The sequence below is a fragment of the Streptomyces sp. SCUT-3 genome, from assembly GCF_014083985.1.
GTDB lineage: Bacteria > Actinomycetota > Actinomycetes > Streptomycetales > Streptomycetaceae > Streptomyces_H > Streptomyces_H thermolineatus.
In genome coordinates, this window is sequence record NZ_CP046907.1 from 805,532 (window position 1) to 819,731 (window position 14,200).

Annotated in this window: 14 protein-coding genes and 5 pseudogenes; 9 read left to right on the forward strand and 10 right to left on the reverse strand. The window is 75.8% G+C overall.

Features of this window, described 5'->3' with window-relative positions; genetic code table 11:
• Window positions 1–5 precede the first annotated feature (5 nt).
• The 7 genes from GQS52_RS03560 to GQS52_RS03590 form a co-directional block, all read right to left on the reverse strand.
• Window positions 6–704, reverse strand: a complete 699-nt coding sequence (locus tag GQS52_RS03560) for a GAF domain-containing protein (protein ID WP_182311619.1) — start codon at window positions 702–704, stop codon at window positions 6–8.
• Window positions 701–1,258, reverse strand: coding sequence for an ATP/GTP-binding protein (locus GQS52_RS03565; RefSeq protein WP_259371030.1), 558 nt, complete (start codon window positions 1,256–1,258; stop codon window positions 701–703). Before GQS52_RS03565 ends, GQS52_RS03560 begins: the two co-directional genes overlap by 4 nt.
• 55 nt (window positions 1,259–1,313) lie before the next feature.
• Window positions 1,314–1,691 carry a DUF742 domain-containing protein gene (locus tag GQS52_RS03570; RefSeq protein WP_182311621.1) on the reverse strand — a complete coding sequence of 126 codons (378 nt, stop codon included), beginning with the start codon at window positions 1,689–1,691 and terminating at the stop codon, window positions 1,314–1,316.
• Window positions 1,688–2,158 (reverse strand): roadblock/LC7 domain-containing protein, encoded by a 471-nt coding sequence (locus GQS52_RS03575; protein ID WP_182311622.1) that lies wholly within the window; start codon window positions 2,156–2,158, stop codon window positions 1,688–1,690. The genes GQS52_RS03570 and GQS52_RS03575 overlap by 4 nt, the downstream gene beginning before the upstream one ends.
• 181 nt (window positions 2,159–2,339) lie before the next feature.
• Window positions 2,340–3,221, reverse strand: a complete 882-nt coding sequence (locus tag GQS52_RS03580; RefSeq protein ID WP_182311623.1) for a hypothetical protein — start codon at window positions 3,219–3,221, stop codon at window positions 2,340–2,342.
• Entirely contained in the window at window positions 3,200–3,382 is a 183-nt protein-coding gene (locus GQS52_RS03585) for a hypothetical protein (protein WP_182311624.1), read from the reverse strand. Before GQS52_RS03585 ends, GQS52_RS03580 begins: the two co-directional genes overlap by 22 nt.
• Before the next feature lie 67 nt (window positions 3,383–3,449).
• Window positions 3,450–3,749, reverse strand: coding sequence for a hypothetical protein (locus GQS52_RS03590; protein WP_182311625.1), 300 nt, complete (start codon window positions 3,747–3,749; stop codon window positions 3,450–3,452).
• Between the two features lie 133 nt (window positions 3,750–3,882).
• Here GQS52_RS03590 and GQS52_RS03595 point away from each other — a divergent pair, with 133 nt between their 5' ends.
• Both GQS52_RS03595 and GQS52_RS03600 read left to right on the forward strand, forming a co-directional pair.
• Entirely contained in the window at window positions 3,883–4,140 is a 258-nt protein-coding gene (locus tag GQS52_RS03595) for a hypothetical protein (protein ID WP_182311626.1), read from the forward strand.
• A gap of 410 nt (window positions 4,141–4,550) precedes the next feature.
• The gene (locus GQS52_RS03600; RefSeq protein ID WP_182311627.1) at window positions 4,551–4,775 is read left to right on the forward strand and encodes a DUF6011 domain-containing protein; all 225 of its coding nucleotides are present in this window, start codon (window positions 4,551–4,553) and stop codon (window positions 4,773–4,775) included.
• Window positions 4,776–4,851: 76 nt separating this feature from the next.
• On the opposite strand, the pseudogene GQS52_RS03605 reads toward GQS52_RS03600, so the two are convergent.
• Window positions 4,852–5,534 (reverse strand): annotated as a pseudogene (locus tag GQS52_RS03605) (alpha-ketoglutarate-dependent dioxygenase AlkB).
• A 243-nt stretch (window positions 5,535–5,777) separates the two neighbouring features.
• Between GQS52_RS03605 and GQS52_RS03610 the strand changes: the two are divergent.
• The 3 genes and pseudogenes from GQS52_RS03610 to GQS52_RS27355 all read left to right on the forward strand — a co-directional run bounded on the left by GQS52_RS03610 (window position 5,778) and on the right by GQS52_RS27355 (window position 7,775).
• Window positions 5,778–6,785 (forward strand): PfkB family carbohydrate kinase, encoded by a 1,008-nt coding sequence (locus tag GQS52_RS03610; protein ID WP_182311628.1) that lies wholly within the window; start codon window positions 5,778–5,780, stop codon window positions 6,783–6,785.
• A gap of 135 nt (window positions 6,786–6,920) precedes the next feature.
• Window positions 6,921–7,313, forward strand: a pseudogene (locus GQS52_RS27350) (SgcJ/EcaC family oxidoreductase); the annotation flags it as partial.
• Between the two features lie 54 nt (window positions 7,314–7,367).
• Window positions 7,368–7,775: a nuclear transport factor 2 family protein gene (locus GQS52_RS27355; RefSeq protein ID WP_259371031.1), complete on the forward strand. Its 408-nt coding sequence runs from the start codon at window positions 7,368–7,370 to the stop codon at window positions 7,773–7,775.
• Window positions 7,776–7,848: 73 nt separating this feature from the next.
• On the opposite strand, the gene GQS52_RS03620 is transcribed toward GQS52_RS27355, so the two are convergent.
• Window positions 7,849–9,093, reverse strand: coding sequence for a DUF6745 domain-containing protein (locus GQS52_RS03620; protein WP_259370552.1), 1,245 nt, complete (start codon window positions 9,091–9,093; stop codon window positions 7,849–7,851).
• Window positions 9,094–9,253: 160 nt separating this feature from the next.
• Window positions 9,254–9,580 carry a hypothetical protein gene (locus GQS52_RS03625; protein ID WP_182311629.1) on the reverse strand — a complete coding sequence of 109 codons (327 nt, stop codon included), beginning with the start codon at window positions 9,578–9,580 and terminating at the stop codon, window positions 9,254–9,256.
• A gap of 141 nt (window positions 9,581–9,721) precedes the next feature.
• On the opposite strand from GQS52_RS03625, the pseudogene GQS52_RS03630 reads away from it, so the two are divergent.
• The 4 genes and pseudogenes from GQS52_RS03630 to GQS52_RS03645 all read left to right on the forward strand — a co-directional run bounded on the left by GQS52_RS03630 (window position 9,722) and on the right by GQS52_RS03645 (window position 14,198).
• A pseudogene (locus tag GQS52_RS03630) lies at window positions 9,722–10,682 on the forward strand (STM4015 family protein).
• Window positions 10,663–11,826 (forward strand): STM4014 family protein, encoded by a 1,164-nt coding sequence (locus GQS52_RS03635; RefSeq protein ID WP_182311630.1) that lies wholly within the window; start codon window positions 10,663–10,665, stop codon window positions 11,824–11,826. The pseudogene GQS52_RS03630 and the gene GQS52_RS03635 overlap by 20 nt, the downstream one beginning before the upstream one ends.
• 56 nt (window positions 11,827–11,882) lie before the next feature.
• Window positions 11,883–12,753: pseudogene (locus tag GQS52_RS03640) on the forward strand (STM4013/SEN3800 family hydrolase).
• Window positions 12,750–14,198 (forward strand): annotated as a pseudogene (locus tag GQS52_RS03645) (STM4012 family radical SAM protein). The pseudogenes GQS52_RS03640 and GQS52_RS03645 overlap by 4 nt, the downstream one beginning before the upstream one ends.
• The last annotated feature ends 2 nt before the right edge of the window (window positions 14,199–14,200 follow it).

Genomic DNA, 14,200 nt, shown 5'->3' on the forward strand with positions numbered 1-14,200 from the left:
CGCCCCTAACCGCCGTACGCCCCGGCGTCGCCGTACGCGGACCATGTCCCGCCGTACGGGGTTCCTCCGGGGCCGTACGGTGCTTGCGCGGGGCCGTACGGTGCTTGCGCGAGGCCGTACGGTGCTTGCGCGGGGGCGGCGCCCCGGGGCGGCGGGGAGATCCCGTCGGCCAGTTCGCGCGCCATCGCCTTGATGGTCCCGAGCCCCTGCCTGCCCCACGGCCGGGGTTCGTGGTCCATGACCGCCGCGCTCCCGAGGACCTGCCCGTGGTGGTCGACGAGCGGCGCGCCCATGTAGGACCTGATGCCCAGCTCGTCGACGACCGGGTTCCCGGCGAAGCGCGGGTAGTCGCGGACGTCGTCCAGCACCAGGGCTTTCCGGCGCACCACGACGTACGGGCAGAATCCGTGGTCCAGGGGCACGCGCCGGCCCCGGTCCGCGGCACGCCCGGCCTGCGGGAGGCCTCCGTCGTACGGGAGGCCCGCAGGTGCCAGGATGCCGGCGAAGTACTGGTGCCGTTCGCCGACGAAGGTGACCATCGCCCAGGGCGTGCGGGCGGTCCGGGCGAGGGTGCGGGCGAAGTCGTCGAGGGCGGGGGCGGGGCGGTCCCCGAGGCCGAGCCGCCGCAGTCTCCGGGCGCGGCAGGACGCGTCGGGGTCGGCGGGGGTGAGCAGAATGTGGCCGACGGGGTCGTAGTCGGTCATGGTCGGTCGGTTCCCCCCATCGGCCGGGTGGCGTTGTCGATCAGGTGCTGGACGAGGGCTGCGAGCACGCCGGTGGCCGGGCCGGTCCGCCGCGCGTCGCAGGTCACGACGGGCACCTCGGGCCGCAGGTCCATGGCGGCGCTGACCTCCTCCGGCGTGTAGTCGTACGACCCGTCGAACCGGTTGACCGCGACGACGAAGGCGACGCCCCGGCGCTCGAAGAAGTCGACGGCGGCGAAGGAGTCCGCCAGGCGCCGGGTGTCGGCGACCACCACCGCGCCCAGGGCTCCCTCGAAGAGCTCGTCCCACATGAACCGGAAGCGTTCCTGGCCCGGTGTGCCGAACAGGTAGAGCACGTAGTGGGTGTCCAGGGTGATCCGGCCGAAGTCCATCGCCACGGTGGTGGTGGCCTTGGACTCGACCCCGGCCAGGCTGTCGGTGCCTTCGCTCGTCCGGGTCACCAGTTCCTCGGTCCGCAGGGGCTCGATCTCGCTGACCGCGCCGACGAAGGTGGTCTTGCCGACGCCGAACCCGCCGGCGACCAGGACCTTCAGCGGTGTCGGGAAGACCGTGCGGGAGGGGCCGGGAGGGGTCCGGTCGCAACGGGTCTCAGAGCCGTCGGCGAAGGCCACGAAGCACCGCCTCCAGCAGTGGTCGGTCGTCGGCGGGGGCCGTCACCGCCGGGGTCCGGGCGGTCAGCGCGCCGCAGTCCACCAGGTCGGACAGCAGGACCTTGGCGACGGCGGCGGGCAGCCTCAGGTGGGCCGCGACCTCGGCCACCGTGATGGGCCCCGCGCACAGGTCCAGCGTCCGGTCGTGGTCGGGGCCCAGGTGGGCGCGGGGCGGCCGGCCGGTGGCCATGACGAGGGTGAGCAGGTCGAAGCGGTTGGTCGGCCGGGTCCGGCCGTCGCTGACCGTGTAGGGGCGGACCAGGCGGCCGGCGTCGTCGTCGAGCCAGGGTTTCTCCTGCACGAGGGCCACGCTCACAACCCCGGTTCGTGGTGCGGGAAGGGTCCCTCGTGGGGAAGGGGCTCCTCGTGGGGGAACGGCCCCTGGCGCGGCGGGATCGACAGGTACGGCCTGACGCTCTTGACCAGCATCGCCATCTCGTAGCCGAGCACCGCGGCGTCGGCCTGCCTGGCGGCCAGCACGGCGAGGCAGGCGCCCGACCCCGCGGTGGAGACGAACAGCAGGCTGGTGTCGAGTTCCACCACCACCTGGCGCACCTCTCCCCCGCTGCCGAAGCGGGTGCCGGCGCTGCGGGCCAGCGAGTACAGGCCGGAGGCGAGGGCCGCCAGGTGGTCGGCGCCGTCGACGTCCAGGCCGTGCGCCGACCTGACGAGGCCGTCGGAGGAGAGCAGCAGGACGCTGCGGGTGTGGGGGACCCGGTGGGCCAGGCCGCTCAGCAGCCAGGTCAGGTCGGTCGCCTGCCCGGTGTGCATGTCGGTCGCCATGATGGACGTGGGTCTCCTCGGTGTAGGGGGCGGTTCGGCCGGTTCTCGGCTGCCCTGACGGGGCCCTGACGGGGCCGGGGTGCGGCCGGCCGCGGGACGCGGGTGCGGCCGGGCGCGGGGGACTCGCGGGAGCGCGGGGTGCGGGTGCGGGGTGGGGGTGTGGGGTGCGGGGTGCGGCGGGTCAAGGGGTGTCGGTGTCGGGTTCGTCGGCGAGGCTGACCCCCCTGCGGAAGGCCGCCATGAGGCCGGGGTCGTGCCCGACGTACTCCTCCGCCGGCCGGGCGGCGGGCAGTTGGTGCCGCGGCTGCGGGGCGGGGTGCTCCTGGCGCCTGCGGCGCGGCAGCCGGGGGCGGTCCCCCGTCCCCGTCCCCCGGACGGTCTCGGCGACGGGGCGGGGGGCCGGGGAGACGGCCGGGGGCCGCGGCGGGACGACGGACGGGAGCGGCCCGGGCCGGTGCGGGAGGGGCGGCGGGCCGTCGGCGGGACGGCCGCCGGTGGAGCGGCCGCCGTGCACCGGGCCGTGTTCCGGGTCCGGGTCGCCGCGCAGGACGGTGTGGAGGGTGGTGTCGTCCGGTGCGTCCAGGTGCCCGTGCCGCCCACCGGGCGGAGGCTCGAGGGTCCGGCGGCGGGAACGGCCGGTGCGGGAGGGGCGGGAAACGGCCGGTCCGGGGGCGTCCGTGCCACCGGTGGCGTCGTCGGCCGGAATGGCCCCCCTGTGCGCGGACGGCGTGTGGGGCGTGAGCGGCGCAGGCGCGGAAGGTGCGTGCCGGGGCCGGGGGCGTTCCGGGGAGGGCGGCGGTGGAGGCCGTGGCCTGCCCGGTGGTGGCCGCGGGGGCTTGTGCGGCGGTCCCGGTGTCCGTTCCCAGGAGTTCCGTCGGCAGGACCAGCACCGCCTGGGTCCCTCCGTAGATGTTGCTCTGGAGCCGTACGACCACTCCGTGGCGGCGGCCAGGGTCGCCACCACGAACAGGCCGATGCGGCCGTCCTGCACGAGTTCCGCGACGTCGACCCGGTCGGGGTCGGCCAGGAGGGCGTTCATCGTCATCCGGTCGGCGGCCGACATGCCCAGGCCCCGGTCCTCGACCTCGACGGCGAGGCCGGCGCGACCGCTTCGGTCCGCAGGAGCACCTGGGTGTGCGGGGCCGAGAACACCGTGGCGTTCTCGACCAGTTCGGCCACCAGGTGGATCACGTCCGCGACCGCGTGCCCCTGCACGGTGCCCACGATCGGCGGACCAGCTTGACCCTCGGGTACTGCTCGACCTCGGCGGTCGCCGAGCGCAGCACCTCGGTCACCGCCACCGGGCGGTCCACTGCCTGCGGGAGACCGCGCCGCCGAGGACGGCCAGGTTCTCGGCGTGCCTGCGGATGCGGGTGGCCAGGTGGTCGACGTGGAAGAGCCCCTTGAGCAGGTCGGGGTCCTCGACCTCGTTCTCCAGTGCGTCCAGCAGCTGGATCTCGCGGTGCACGAGGGACTGCAGGCGCCGCGCGAGGTTGACGAAGACCTCCACCTTCTCCTCGTGCCCGTCGTCCCGGGAGAGCGCGGCGGCCTCGATCAGGACCGCCTCCGCCGAACGGCGGGAGCGCTCCATCTCGTGGGGCGAGCAGGTCGATCTCGTCCCCCGTGGGGTACGGGACGGCCCCGGGCGGACGGGGGCGGACCTCCTCGCCCGCGCGCAGGCGGTCCAGCAGGGTGTACAGGCGGGTGCGGCCGCGCGCGCTCTCGTGGCGCAGCCCGATGCAGCGGTCGGTCAGTTCGCGGGCCTGCGCGCCGGCCACTGTGCCGCCCCACAGGACGAGGAGCGCGGCGGCCGCCGACGCGACGGCCGGCACCCCCAGGCGCAACAGCGGTCCGGTACCGGGGCCGGCGTGCAGGAGGGCGGCGAACGCGGCGGTGCAGACCAGCAGCACCAGCGCGGCGGGGAGGACGGCGAGGCGGACGAGGAGGCTGCGCAGCCCGGGGCCGGGCAGGACGGTGCGTGACGGGGTCCTCCCGTGCCGCCGTGCCGCCCGGTGCCCCGCCGGGCCGGCGGCGTCCGCGGGGCCGCGGCTCGGCTGCTCGGCGGATGGGTTGAGTGGGGACATAGCCGCCTCGGGGACGTCGGGGCCGGAAGGGAGTCGGGGAGGAACCGGTGAACAACCCGCCCGGGGTGGGCTGTTCACCGGTCGGTGACAGATCCCACACAGTAGCTTTCGGAGCGTGACGGGGAAGGTTTGGGAAGGTGAATCCGCTCCGGTGGGTGACGGCCCCGCCGCAGGTTCGAACAGGTTTCCCCGCCAGGCGAAAATCCGTGCGCATCCACGGGCCGGGGAGGGGGCCGGGGTCACGGTGGAGGCTGTGGGGGACGTGGGGCTGTGGGAGGGGCGTCGGGGAGCGGGGGGAGAATCGGGGGATGGATGCCAGCCGTGAGTCGGGGCTCGAGCCGGGCCAGGAGCCACTGCCGGACACTGCGGTGCCGGCCGTCGGGCGGCGGCCGCTGTGGTGCCGGCGGTGCCGCCGTCCGCTGACCGACCGCGTCTCGCGGATGTACGGCCTGGGACCGGAGTGCCGCGGCCCCGGGCCGCGGGTGCGGTCCCCCTGCAGCGAGGTCGAGCAGGAGACCCTGCCCGAGCCGTGAGGGCACGCCGGTGACGCGGCGGACGACGGGCCGGACGAGGCGGACGGGCGGGACGGGGCGGGCCGCCCGCGTCCGCTCAGTGGCCGGAGCCGCCTGAGCTGTCGGAGTTGCCGAAGCCGCCGGCGCGGACCGTCACGTTGACCCGTCCCCTGAGCCCGAGGACGGGCTCGGCCGTGCCGGGGAAGGTGCGGGGTACCCCGTGGTGGGCGAAGCGGGAGGGGCCGCCGAAGACGAACAGGTCCCCGCTGCGCAGTTCCACGTCCGTCCAGGGCCGGCCGCGGTTCTCGGTGTTGCCGAAGCGGAAGGTGCAGGTGTCGCCGAGGCTGAGCGAGACCACGGGGGCGGCGGAGCGCTCCTCCTTGTCCCGGTGCATGCCCATGCGGGCGCCGTCGCCGTAGAAGTTGACCAGCGCGATGTCCGGTTCGTAACGGGCCGCCTCCTCCTCCCCCAGCGTCGCGGCGACCGCACGGCGGGCCAGGGCTCCGAGCGGCGCGGGGAAGGGCTTGACCGGTGCGCCGTCGCCGTCGACCACGGTGCGGGCGTAGCCGTAGGGGTACCAGTGCCACCCCAGGCAGACGGTGCGCACCGACATCTGTCCGCCGTTCGGCATGCGCACCGTCCGCAGCCCGGCGGGGGGCTTCGCCCACTCCCGACAGGCGGCCAGCAGCCGCAACTGCTCCTGCGTGTCCAGCCAGCCGGGGACGTGCACCGCCCCGGCGCGATCTCGGCCGCCGGCAGGGGGAACAGCTCTCCGCTCATGCCCCCATGGTCCCCCGCGCCGGATTCGGCGGACGGAAGGGCGGACGGACGGTTACGTTCTGGAGCACGGGCCGGGCACGGGCACGAGCCGGCAAGGGCCGGTGAGGCCGGTGAGGCCGGTGAGGCCGGTGAGGCCGGTGAGGCCGGTGAGGCCGGTGAGGCCGGTGAGGCCGGTGAGGCCGGTGAGGCCGGTGAGGCCGGTGAGGCCGGTGAGGGCCGGATGCGGTGACGACGGGAGTGGCGATGGCAGGGGCGACGAGGGCGGCGGAAGCGGCCGGGTACGACGTGCTGGTGGTGGGCGGCTGCGGGGTGGACACCATCGTGCGGGTGGACGCGCTGCCCGTGCCGCTGGCCGACTCGGTGGGGGTGCCGCCGATCAGGGAGTGGGTTGGGCACACCGGAACCGGGGTGGCGCTGGGCTGCGACGCGCTGGGGCTGGCCACCGGGTTCGCCGACTTCATCGGCGAGGACCGCCTCGGCGACATGGTGCGCGAGCGGCTTTCCCGCAGTTCGGTGGACTTCCGTCCGCTGGTCTCCCCGCACGGCACCCGGCGGGCGGTCAACCTGGTGGACGGCGAGGGGCGGCGGATGTCGTTCTACGACGGACGCGACCCGGTGGACCTGCGCATGCCGCGCGACTTCTACCTGCCGCTGCTGCGCCGGGCCCGGCACGTCCACCTGTCGATCATGCACTTCGCCCGGTTCCTCCTGGACGACCTGGAGGGGTCGGGCACCACCGTCTCCACCGACCTGCACGACTGGGACGGGCGGGCCGCGCACCACCGGGACTTCGCTCTCCGCTCGGACCTGGTGTTCCTGTCCGCGGCGGCGATCGGCGGCCGGGTGCCCGAGGTGCTCGGCGGCATCCTGCGCGAGGGGCGGGCCCGCACGGTGGTGGCCACGGACGGCGCGAACGGCTGCTGGGTGCTGACCCGCGCGGACGTCCGCGCCGCGGACGGCCCCGGGGGCCCGGACGGCCCCGGCGGCCAGGGCGCCGGACCCCGGCACTTCCCCGCCGTGCGGCCGCCGGCCCCGGTGGTGGACAGCAACGGCGCCGGCGACGCGTTCGTCAGCGGCTTCCTCCACGGGTACCTGGCCGGGCGCCCGGTGGAGGAGTGCGCACTGCTCGGCTCGGTCTCCGGGGCCCACGCCTGCACGGGCGAGGGGACCCACGGTGCGCTGGTCGACGCGGCGGGGCTGGCGGCCGGCGCCGAGGCCGCCGGGCCCGGGTGGACCGCCGGGCCCGAATAAAACGCCGGGCAGGCCGGGGACGCCGGGGTCCGGGGCCCCGGTCACCGGGCCGGCCGAAGCAGCTGACGAGAAGAAAACCACCCGCACCGTCGCCCGCTGCGGAGACGGCGACCGGAAAGGACAGTGGACTTGGCCGTGCACGAGGACGAAGAGCAGATCCGGACCCTGATCGAGCAGTGGGCCGCGGCGGTGCACCGGGGCGACATGAACGGTGTCCTGGCGGACCGCTCCGACGACATCGTCATGTTCGACGTCCCGCCGCCCTGTGCGGGCGTCCGCGGCATCGACGCCTACCGCGAGACATGGCCGCCCTTCTTCGAGTGGCAGGCGCAAGGCGCCACGTTCGAGATCGAGTCGTTGGACGTCACCGCCGGGAACGATGTGGCCTTCGCCCACGCCCTGCTGCGCTGCGGAACCCCGGAGGACTTCGCCGAACGGCCGGAGAACCGTCTGCGGCTCACTCTCGGGCTGCGCAAGGAACACGGCCGGTGGGTCGTGGCGCACGAGCACCACTCCTTCCCCCACACCGCCGGAGGGGAGGCCGCGCCCGCCGCCGCTGCCGCTGCTGCCGCCGAGCAGGAGGTGCACGCGGTCCACCGGCAGTGGTTCGACGACACCGCCGCGAAGGACCTGGACGGGCTGATGTCCCACATCGCCGAGGACGTCGTCTCCTACGAGCACAGCGAGCCGCTTCAGCACCTCGGCGTGGAAAGCATCCGAGAAGAGTGCAGGCGCGGGCTGGAAGCAACTTCCGGGGCCGTCGGCTGGGACGTCCCGGACCTCGAGGTCCTGGTCCGGGAGGACATCGCCGTCGCCTGGGGCCTCAACCGCATGCAGGCTCAGCAGCCCGACGGCGAGACCGTCGAAACCTGGTCACGGGGCACGCGGGTGTTCCGGAGGAGAGACGGCGAGTGGGTGATGGTCCACCAGCACGTCTCCTTCCCCTTCGACCCGACGACCGGCCGGGCGAGGACCGACCTGCGCCCGTAGGGAGGACCGCAGCCCCGGGCGCCCCGGCCGAGCCGGCCACGGGACGGGCCGGGCCCGGGCGGGGCGGGACGGCTCAGGTCTCCCGCTCGGGCCGGTAGGAGTCCGGGTCCACCCCGAACGTCCAGGCCACGCCCTCGCGTGCGGTGCGGGTGGCCGGCGGCACCCGCAGCCAGTAGACGCGCGAGGTGCCGTCCGGCTCGGGGGTGGAGTTGACCACCTCCACCATCACCACCGGCTCGTCGTCGCCGAGGTCGATCCGCCACAGCACACCGGTCTCGTCCCGGTGCAGCGGTCGGGCCCCGGAGTCGGCCAGGTAGCGGTCGTAGCCGTAGTGCTCGAGCATCACCCGGCGCAGCTCGGCGTTGTCCTCGGTGCGGATGCGTTCGGGGGTGATTCCGGCGAGGTCGTCGAGGAAGCCGGCCGGTACGGGCATGCCGCGCCAGGCGTGCAGGGCGAAGCCGTCGGGGAAGGCGAGGGCGGGGCCGTCGGCGCGGTCGAGGCGCCCGGCCTCGTCCCGGTGGAGTTCGACGGGGCGTTCGGCCAGGACGGCGACCCGCTCGTAGGGCCACCACCAGCCGGCCGCGCGGGCGACGGCGGCGAGGCCGTCGAGCCGGTGGCCGGCTCCGTCGAAGGCGGCCAGCCACGGTGCGTCGTGCTGTCCCGCGACGGAGTCCAGGAGCGCCTGCCGCACGGCGGAGCGCAGGCCGCGCGCGGCCCCGGAAACCGGATCGGTGCCGGTGCCGGTGCCGGGGGCGAGGACGTCGGTGATCCCGTCACGGATGCGCAGGGTCAGGGCGGCGGTGGACTGCCACAGCCCGGCGCCGGTGAGCGCCCAGCGCTCGGCCCACCCGCCGGGGCCGAGGAAGGCCAGCAGGCGCTGTCGTTCCTCCTCCCACGGGCGGGTGCGCACCGCCTCGCGGACGCAGGGGCCGGCGGCCTGCGGGCCGGGGACCACGCCCGCGGCCTCCAGCGCGTGCCGGGCGCGCGCGACCACGGTGCCGGCGCGGTCCGCGGCGGCGTCGGCCGCAGCTGAAGATGCGGCTGAGGCCGAGGTTGCGGCGTCGGCCGCGGCTGTCGTGAGGTCGTGGCGGCCGGTGAGGAGCAGGGCCATGGCCGTGGCCTCCAGCGGCGATCCGGCCCACACGATGTGCTCGGGAGCCGCGAGGCCGGCCGCGCGGTAGGCCAGGCGGACGCCGTCCTCGGCCGCCCGCCGGGCGGCGGGCCCGGTGGCCGCGGCGACGGTGCGCCAGTGTCCGGCCGCGGCGACGAGCCGGGCGGTCTCCGGCTCTCCTGCGACCAGGTCGGGTGAAGTCGTCATGGGTTCTGGTGTCCTGCTTTCCTCGGGTGGGAGCGGTCGTGCCGCGGGGAGCGTCGGGGTGCGGCGGCAGAACGCGGGACGAAGCGGGCGGAACGGTCGGGGTTCCTGGGATCTGCCACCGCGCTCCGTCCGCCTTCCGCCCGGTCCGCCCGCCGGCGGTTCAGTCGGCGACCACGCGCACCGCGCCGGGGGTGTACTCGCGCTGGCGGACCACCCGGTACCAGCCCTTGGGCAGCGGGATCGGGGCGTGCTCCTCGTGCACCACCCGGCCGCCGTCGGGCAGGTGGAGCCAGGCGGCGCCGAAGGGGCCGGGCTCGCGCCGCAGCGCCCCCGGGCCGACGACCGCGTGGGCGTGGCCGGTGACCTCGCCCAGGGCGAGGACCAGGCGGCCGCGCGGGTCGCGCGGCTGCTGCGGCAGGTCTCCCGCGCCCTCCGGGAGTTGTTCCCCCGTCACGGGCACGATCAGGACATCGCCCTGCCGGTACATCGGCGGCTCCTCTTCGGTTCCTCTGCCGGTTCGCTCACCGGTCGGTTCGCTACGGCAGGAACGCTAGGACGGGGGTCTGACACCGCGTCGCCCGCCGTGCCCCCCGCGCACTCTGTCACCGGGCATTGCTATGAATGGCGCATGACGCAACAGCAGCACCTCACAGAGCTCCTCGGCCTCCCCGTGGTCGATTTCGCGGACGTCTCGGCCAAGGGCGACCTGCCCGCGGCGGACTCGGTCGCCTGGCGGGTGGGCGTCGACCCCTACGACGACGAGGGCGGGGAGGACTTCGAGGAGCGCTGGCGGCGTTTCCTGGGCACCGTCGACCCGGCCGGGGCGGGCGGTGGTGATCGGCCAGTGGGGCGAGCCGTACGACAACGACTCCGGCGAGGTCGTGTCGCTGCTGGTCGGCGCCCGGGACCGGCTGACCGGCCTGCGGGCGGTCTTCCTGGCCGACCTGGAGATGGAGGAGGCCGAGATCTCCTGGATCGAGCAGAGCGACGTCACCCCGGTGCTGGAGGCCTACCCCGCTCTGGAGGAGTTCGGGGTGCGGGGCGGCTCGGGGCTGCGGTTCCCCGCCGTGCGCCACGAGGCGCTGCGCCGGCTGTGGTTCGAGACCGGCGGCCTGCCCGGCGAGGTCGTGCGCGGGGTGGGCGCCTGCACCCTGCCCGCCCTGGAGTACCTGGAGATGTGGCTGGGGGTGTCCGACTACGGCGGGGACGCCGGTGTGGCGGACCTGGCTCCGCTGCTGGAGGGCGGCAGGTTCCCGCGCCTGCGCCACCTGGGGCTGCAGGACAGCGAGATCCAGGACGAGATCGCCGCCGCCGTCGCCTCCGCCCCGGTCGTGGCCCAGCTGCGCTCGCTGTCGCTGTCCATGGGCGTGCTCACCGACGCCGGCGCCGAGGCGCTGCTCACCGGCCAGCCGCTGACCCACCTGGCCGAGCTCGACCTGCACCACCACTACCTGAGCGAGCCGATGATGCAGCGGCTGCGCGAGGCGCTGGAGCCCGCGGGCGTGCGGGTGGACCTGTCCGAGTGCGAGGAGCCGGAGAGCGACGGCGACGACGGCACCGTGTGGCGGTATGTCGCCGTCTCCGAGTGACGGCGCGCGGCCGGGGCCGCCGCGTTTCGCCGTCGTCGGCAACCCGGGGAACCGGCGCGTCTCGCTCTTCGCCGAGGCCGTGCGCGGCGCGGGGCTGCCCGCGCCCAGGGTCGTGCCGTGGCGGGAGGTCCTGGACGGGCGGTACGGCTTCGCCCCGGGCGAGGTGGTGCGGCTGGACTCGCCCGGCGAGGACGCGGAGGTGGACCGGCTGCTGCGCGGCGCGGACGATCCGGCGCGGGTGGAGGGCACGGCCGTGTGGTACCGGCGCTTCACCCGCGCGGCCGCGGGCGTGGCTGCGGCGGCGCGCGGGGCGGGGGCGCGGCTGCTGGACGACCCGGACGAGCTGGCGGTGCTGTTCGACAAGCGGCGCTGCCACGCCGTCCTGGAGGCGGCCGGCGTCCCCGTCCCGGGGGCGCTGGGCGGCGACCCCGTGTCCGGCTGGCAGGACCTGGCGGGGCGGCTGCGGGAGCGGCGGCTGCGCCGGGCCTTCGTCAAGCCCGCGCACGGCTCGTCCGCCTCGGGGGTGGTGGCGCTGGAGTACGCGGGGCCGGGCCGGGTGGTCGCCACGACCTCGGTGGAGACCGGTCCGGGCGGGGCCCTGTTCAACTCCCTGCGGGTGAGGCGCGTCGAGGGGGAGGGACGGGTGGGCGCGCTGGTGGACGCCCTGGCCCCCGACGGCCTGCACGTCGAGCGGTGGCTGCCCAAAGCCTCGCAGGACGGCCGGCGGGCGGACCTGCGGGTGGTGGTCGTCGCCGGGCGGGCCACGCACGCCGTGGTGCGCACCAGCCGCCACCCCATGACCAACCTCCACCTGGGCGGCGCCCGGGGCGACCTGGACGCGGCCCGCCGCGCGGTGGAGGCCGCGGGCGGCAGCTGGGCGGGGGCGCTGGCCGTGGCCGAGCGGGCCGCGGCCTGCTTCCCCGGCACGCTGTGCGTCGGCGTGGACCTGCTGCCGGCCACGGGCTGGCGGCGGTTCGCCGTCGGCGAGGTCAACGCCTTCGGCGACCTGCTGCCCCGGCTGACCGGCCTGCCCGGCAGCGGGGCGGAAGGACTGGACACCTACGCCGCGCAGGTCGCGGCGGTCATCGGCAAGGAGCACCACCTGTGCAGCACGCACCCGTCCCGGGCACGGTCCCGGGCGTGACCCCGGACGCGGCCCCGGGCGTGATCCCGGACGTGACGCCGCGTCCGGGGCCGGACATGAACGGGATCGTCGGAAGCCACGACATCCTGCTGGTCACCCTGGACACCCTGCGGTACGACGTGGCGGCCGAGCTGGCCGCCGACGGCCGGATCCCGAACCTGGCGGCCCGCCTGCCGGGCGGGCAGTGGGAGCGGCGGCACACCCCGGGCAGTTTCACCTACGCCGCCCACCAGGCGATCCTGGCCGGCTTCCTGCCCACCGGCCTCCCCCGGGCCGCACCCGCGGCTGTTCGCGGCCCGGTTCGCGGGGAGCGAGACGACCGCGGACGGCACCTGGGTCTTCGACACCCCGGACCTGGTCTCGGGCCTGTCCGCGGCCGGGTACCGGACGGTGTGCATCGGCGGGGTGGGGTTCTTCAACAAGCAGGGGCCGCTGGGGTCGGTCCTGCCGGGGATGTTCGACGAGAGCCACTGGGAGCCGGAGTTCGGGGTGCCCTCCCCCACCTCCTTCGAGGCGCAGGTGGCGCGCGCCGAGGAGGTGGTGGCCGGACTTCCCCCCGAGCAGCGGTTGTTCCTGTTCGTCAACGTCTCGGCGCTGCACCAGCCGAACTGGTTCCACCTGCCCGGTGCCACGGCCGGGGACGGGGACACGCGCGAGAGCCACGCGGCGGCGCTGGAGTACGTCGACCGGCACGTCGGCCGGCTGTTCGCCGCGACGGGCAGCCGGCGGCCGTGCTTCGCGGTCGTCTGCTCCGACCACGGCACGGCGTACGGGGAGGACGGCTACACCGGCCACCGGCTGGGCCACGAGGTGGTGTGGACGGTGCCGTACGCGCACTTCGTCCTGGACGGGCCCGGCACGCCCGGGGCCGCCGCCGGGAGCACCGGCACCGCCGACGCCGACGACACCGCCGGAGGAGCGTCGTGACCACCACCGCCACCACCAACACCAACACCACCGCCGCCGGGGACCTCCGGCCGTACGAGAGCTACGTGTACGCCTACCCGCACAAGACGGCGTACCGGCCGCTGCGGCCGCGGCCGCGGCTGCGCGAGGTGTGGGCGGGCGAGCGGTCCGACGCGCTCTCCCTCTACCTGCACATACCGTTCTGCGAGGTGCGGTGCGGCTTCTGCAACCTGTTCACCCGGGTCGGGGCGCCGGACGGGCTGGCCGGGGCGTACCTGGACGCGCTGGAGCGGCAGGCGCGGGCGGTCCGCGAGGAGCTGGACGCGGCGTCGGCCGGAGGGGTGCGGTTCGCCACCGCGGCGTTCGGCGGGGGGACGCCGACGTTCCTGGAGGCCGGCGAGTTGTCGCGGCTGTGCGACATCGCGGAGCGGGACGCGGGCGCGGACCTGCGGGCGGTTCCGCTGTCGGTGGAGGCCTCACCGGCCACGGCCACGGCCGACCGGCTGGCGGTCCTGGCCGAGCGGGGGGCCACGCGGCTGAGCCTGGGCGTGCAGAGCTTCGTGGAGGCCGAGGCGCGGGCGGCGGTGCGGCCGCAGCGCCGGGCGGACGTGGAGGCGGCCCTGGGCCGGATCCGCGACGCGCGGTTCCCGGTGCTCAACATCGACCTGATCTACGGGATCGACGGGCAGACCGGGCGCAGCTGGCGGCAGTCGCTGGAGGCCGCGCTGGCCTGGGAGCCGGAGGAGCTGTACCTGTACCCGCTGTACGTGCGCCCGTTGACCGGCCTGGGCCGGCGGGGCCGGCCGAGTCGGAGGCCGCGTGGGACGCGCGGCGGCTGCGGCTGTACCGGGAGGGCCGGGAGCTGCTGCTGGAGCGGGGCTACGAGCAGGTGTCGATGCGGATGTTCCGCCTGCCCGGCCTCGGCGGCGCGAGCGGCGGCGGGGACGAAGCCGGGGCCGGGGCCGGGGCCGGGTCGGGGACGGGCGCGTCTCCTCCGGCGGCGGGGGCACGGAGTACTGCTGCCAGACCGACGGCATGGTGGGCCTGGGCTGCGGCGCCGCTCCTACACCTCCCGGCTGCACTACTCATTCGACTACGCGGTGGGCACGGCCCGGGTGCGCGGGATCGTCGACGACTACGTGGCCCGCCCTGCGGAGGACTTCGCCCGTGCCGAGGTGGGCTTCGCCGTCACCGGGGACGAGGCGCGCCGCAGGCACCTGGTGCAGTCGCTGCTGCAGGCGCGCGGCATGGACACGGCCGCCTACCGGGCCCGGTTCGGTTCGGACGCGTCGGACGACTTCGCCGCCGAGCTGGACGCCTTCGCCGGGCGCGGGTGGCTGGACGGCTCCTGCGGCCCGGGGCTGCTGCGGCTGTCGCCCGAGGGCCTGGCCCATCCGACGCCGTGGGCCCCGCCCTGTTCTCCCCCCGCCGTGCGTGCCGCGATGGCCGCCTACGACCCGGAGTGAGC

Bases quoted from the DNA above. Each gene is read 5' to 3' on its own strand.
- GQS52_RS03635 (WP_182311630.1), top strand. From the start codon at position 10,663: ATGTCGCCGTCTCCGAGTGACGGCGCGCGGCCGGGGCCGCCGCGTTTC.
- GQS52_RS03625 (WP_182311629.1), bottom strand. From the start codon at position 9,580: ATGTACCGGCAGGGCGATGTCCTGATCGTGCCCGTGACGGGGGAACAA.
- GQS52_RS03620 (WP_259370552.1), bottom strand. From the start codon at position 9,093: ATGACGACTTCACCCGACCTGGTCGCAGGAGAGCCGGAGACCGCCCGG.
- GQS52_RS03590 (WP_182311625.1), bottom strand. From the start codon at position 3,749: ATGGAGCGCTCCCGCCGTTCGGCGGAGGCGGTCCTGATCGAGGCCGCC.
- GQS52_RS03560 (WP_182311619.1), bottom strand. From the start codon at position 704: ATGACCGACTACGACCCCGTCGGCCACATTCTGCTCACCCCCGCCGAC.
- GQS52_RS03610 (WP_182311628.1), top strand. From the start codon at position 5,778: ATGGCAGGGGCGACGAGGGCGGCGGAAGCGGCCGGGTACGACGTGCTG.
- GQS52_RS03580 (WP_182311623.1), bottom strand. From the start codon at position 3,221: ATGTCGGCCGCCGACCGGATGACGATGAACGCCCTCCTGGCCGACCCC.
- GQS52_RS03575 (WP_182311622.1), bottom strand. From the start codon at position 2,158: ATGGCGACCGACATGCACACCGGGCAGGCGACCGACCTGACCTGGCTG.
- GQS52_RS03600 (WP_182311627.1), top strand. From the start codon at position 4,551: ATGGATGCCAGCCGTGAGTCGGGGCTCGAGCCGGGCCAGGAGCCACTG.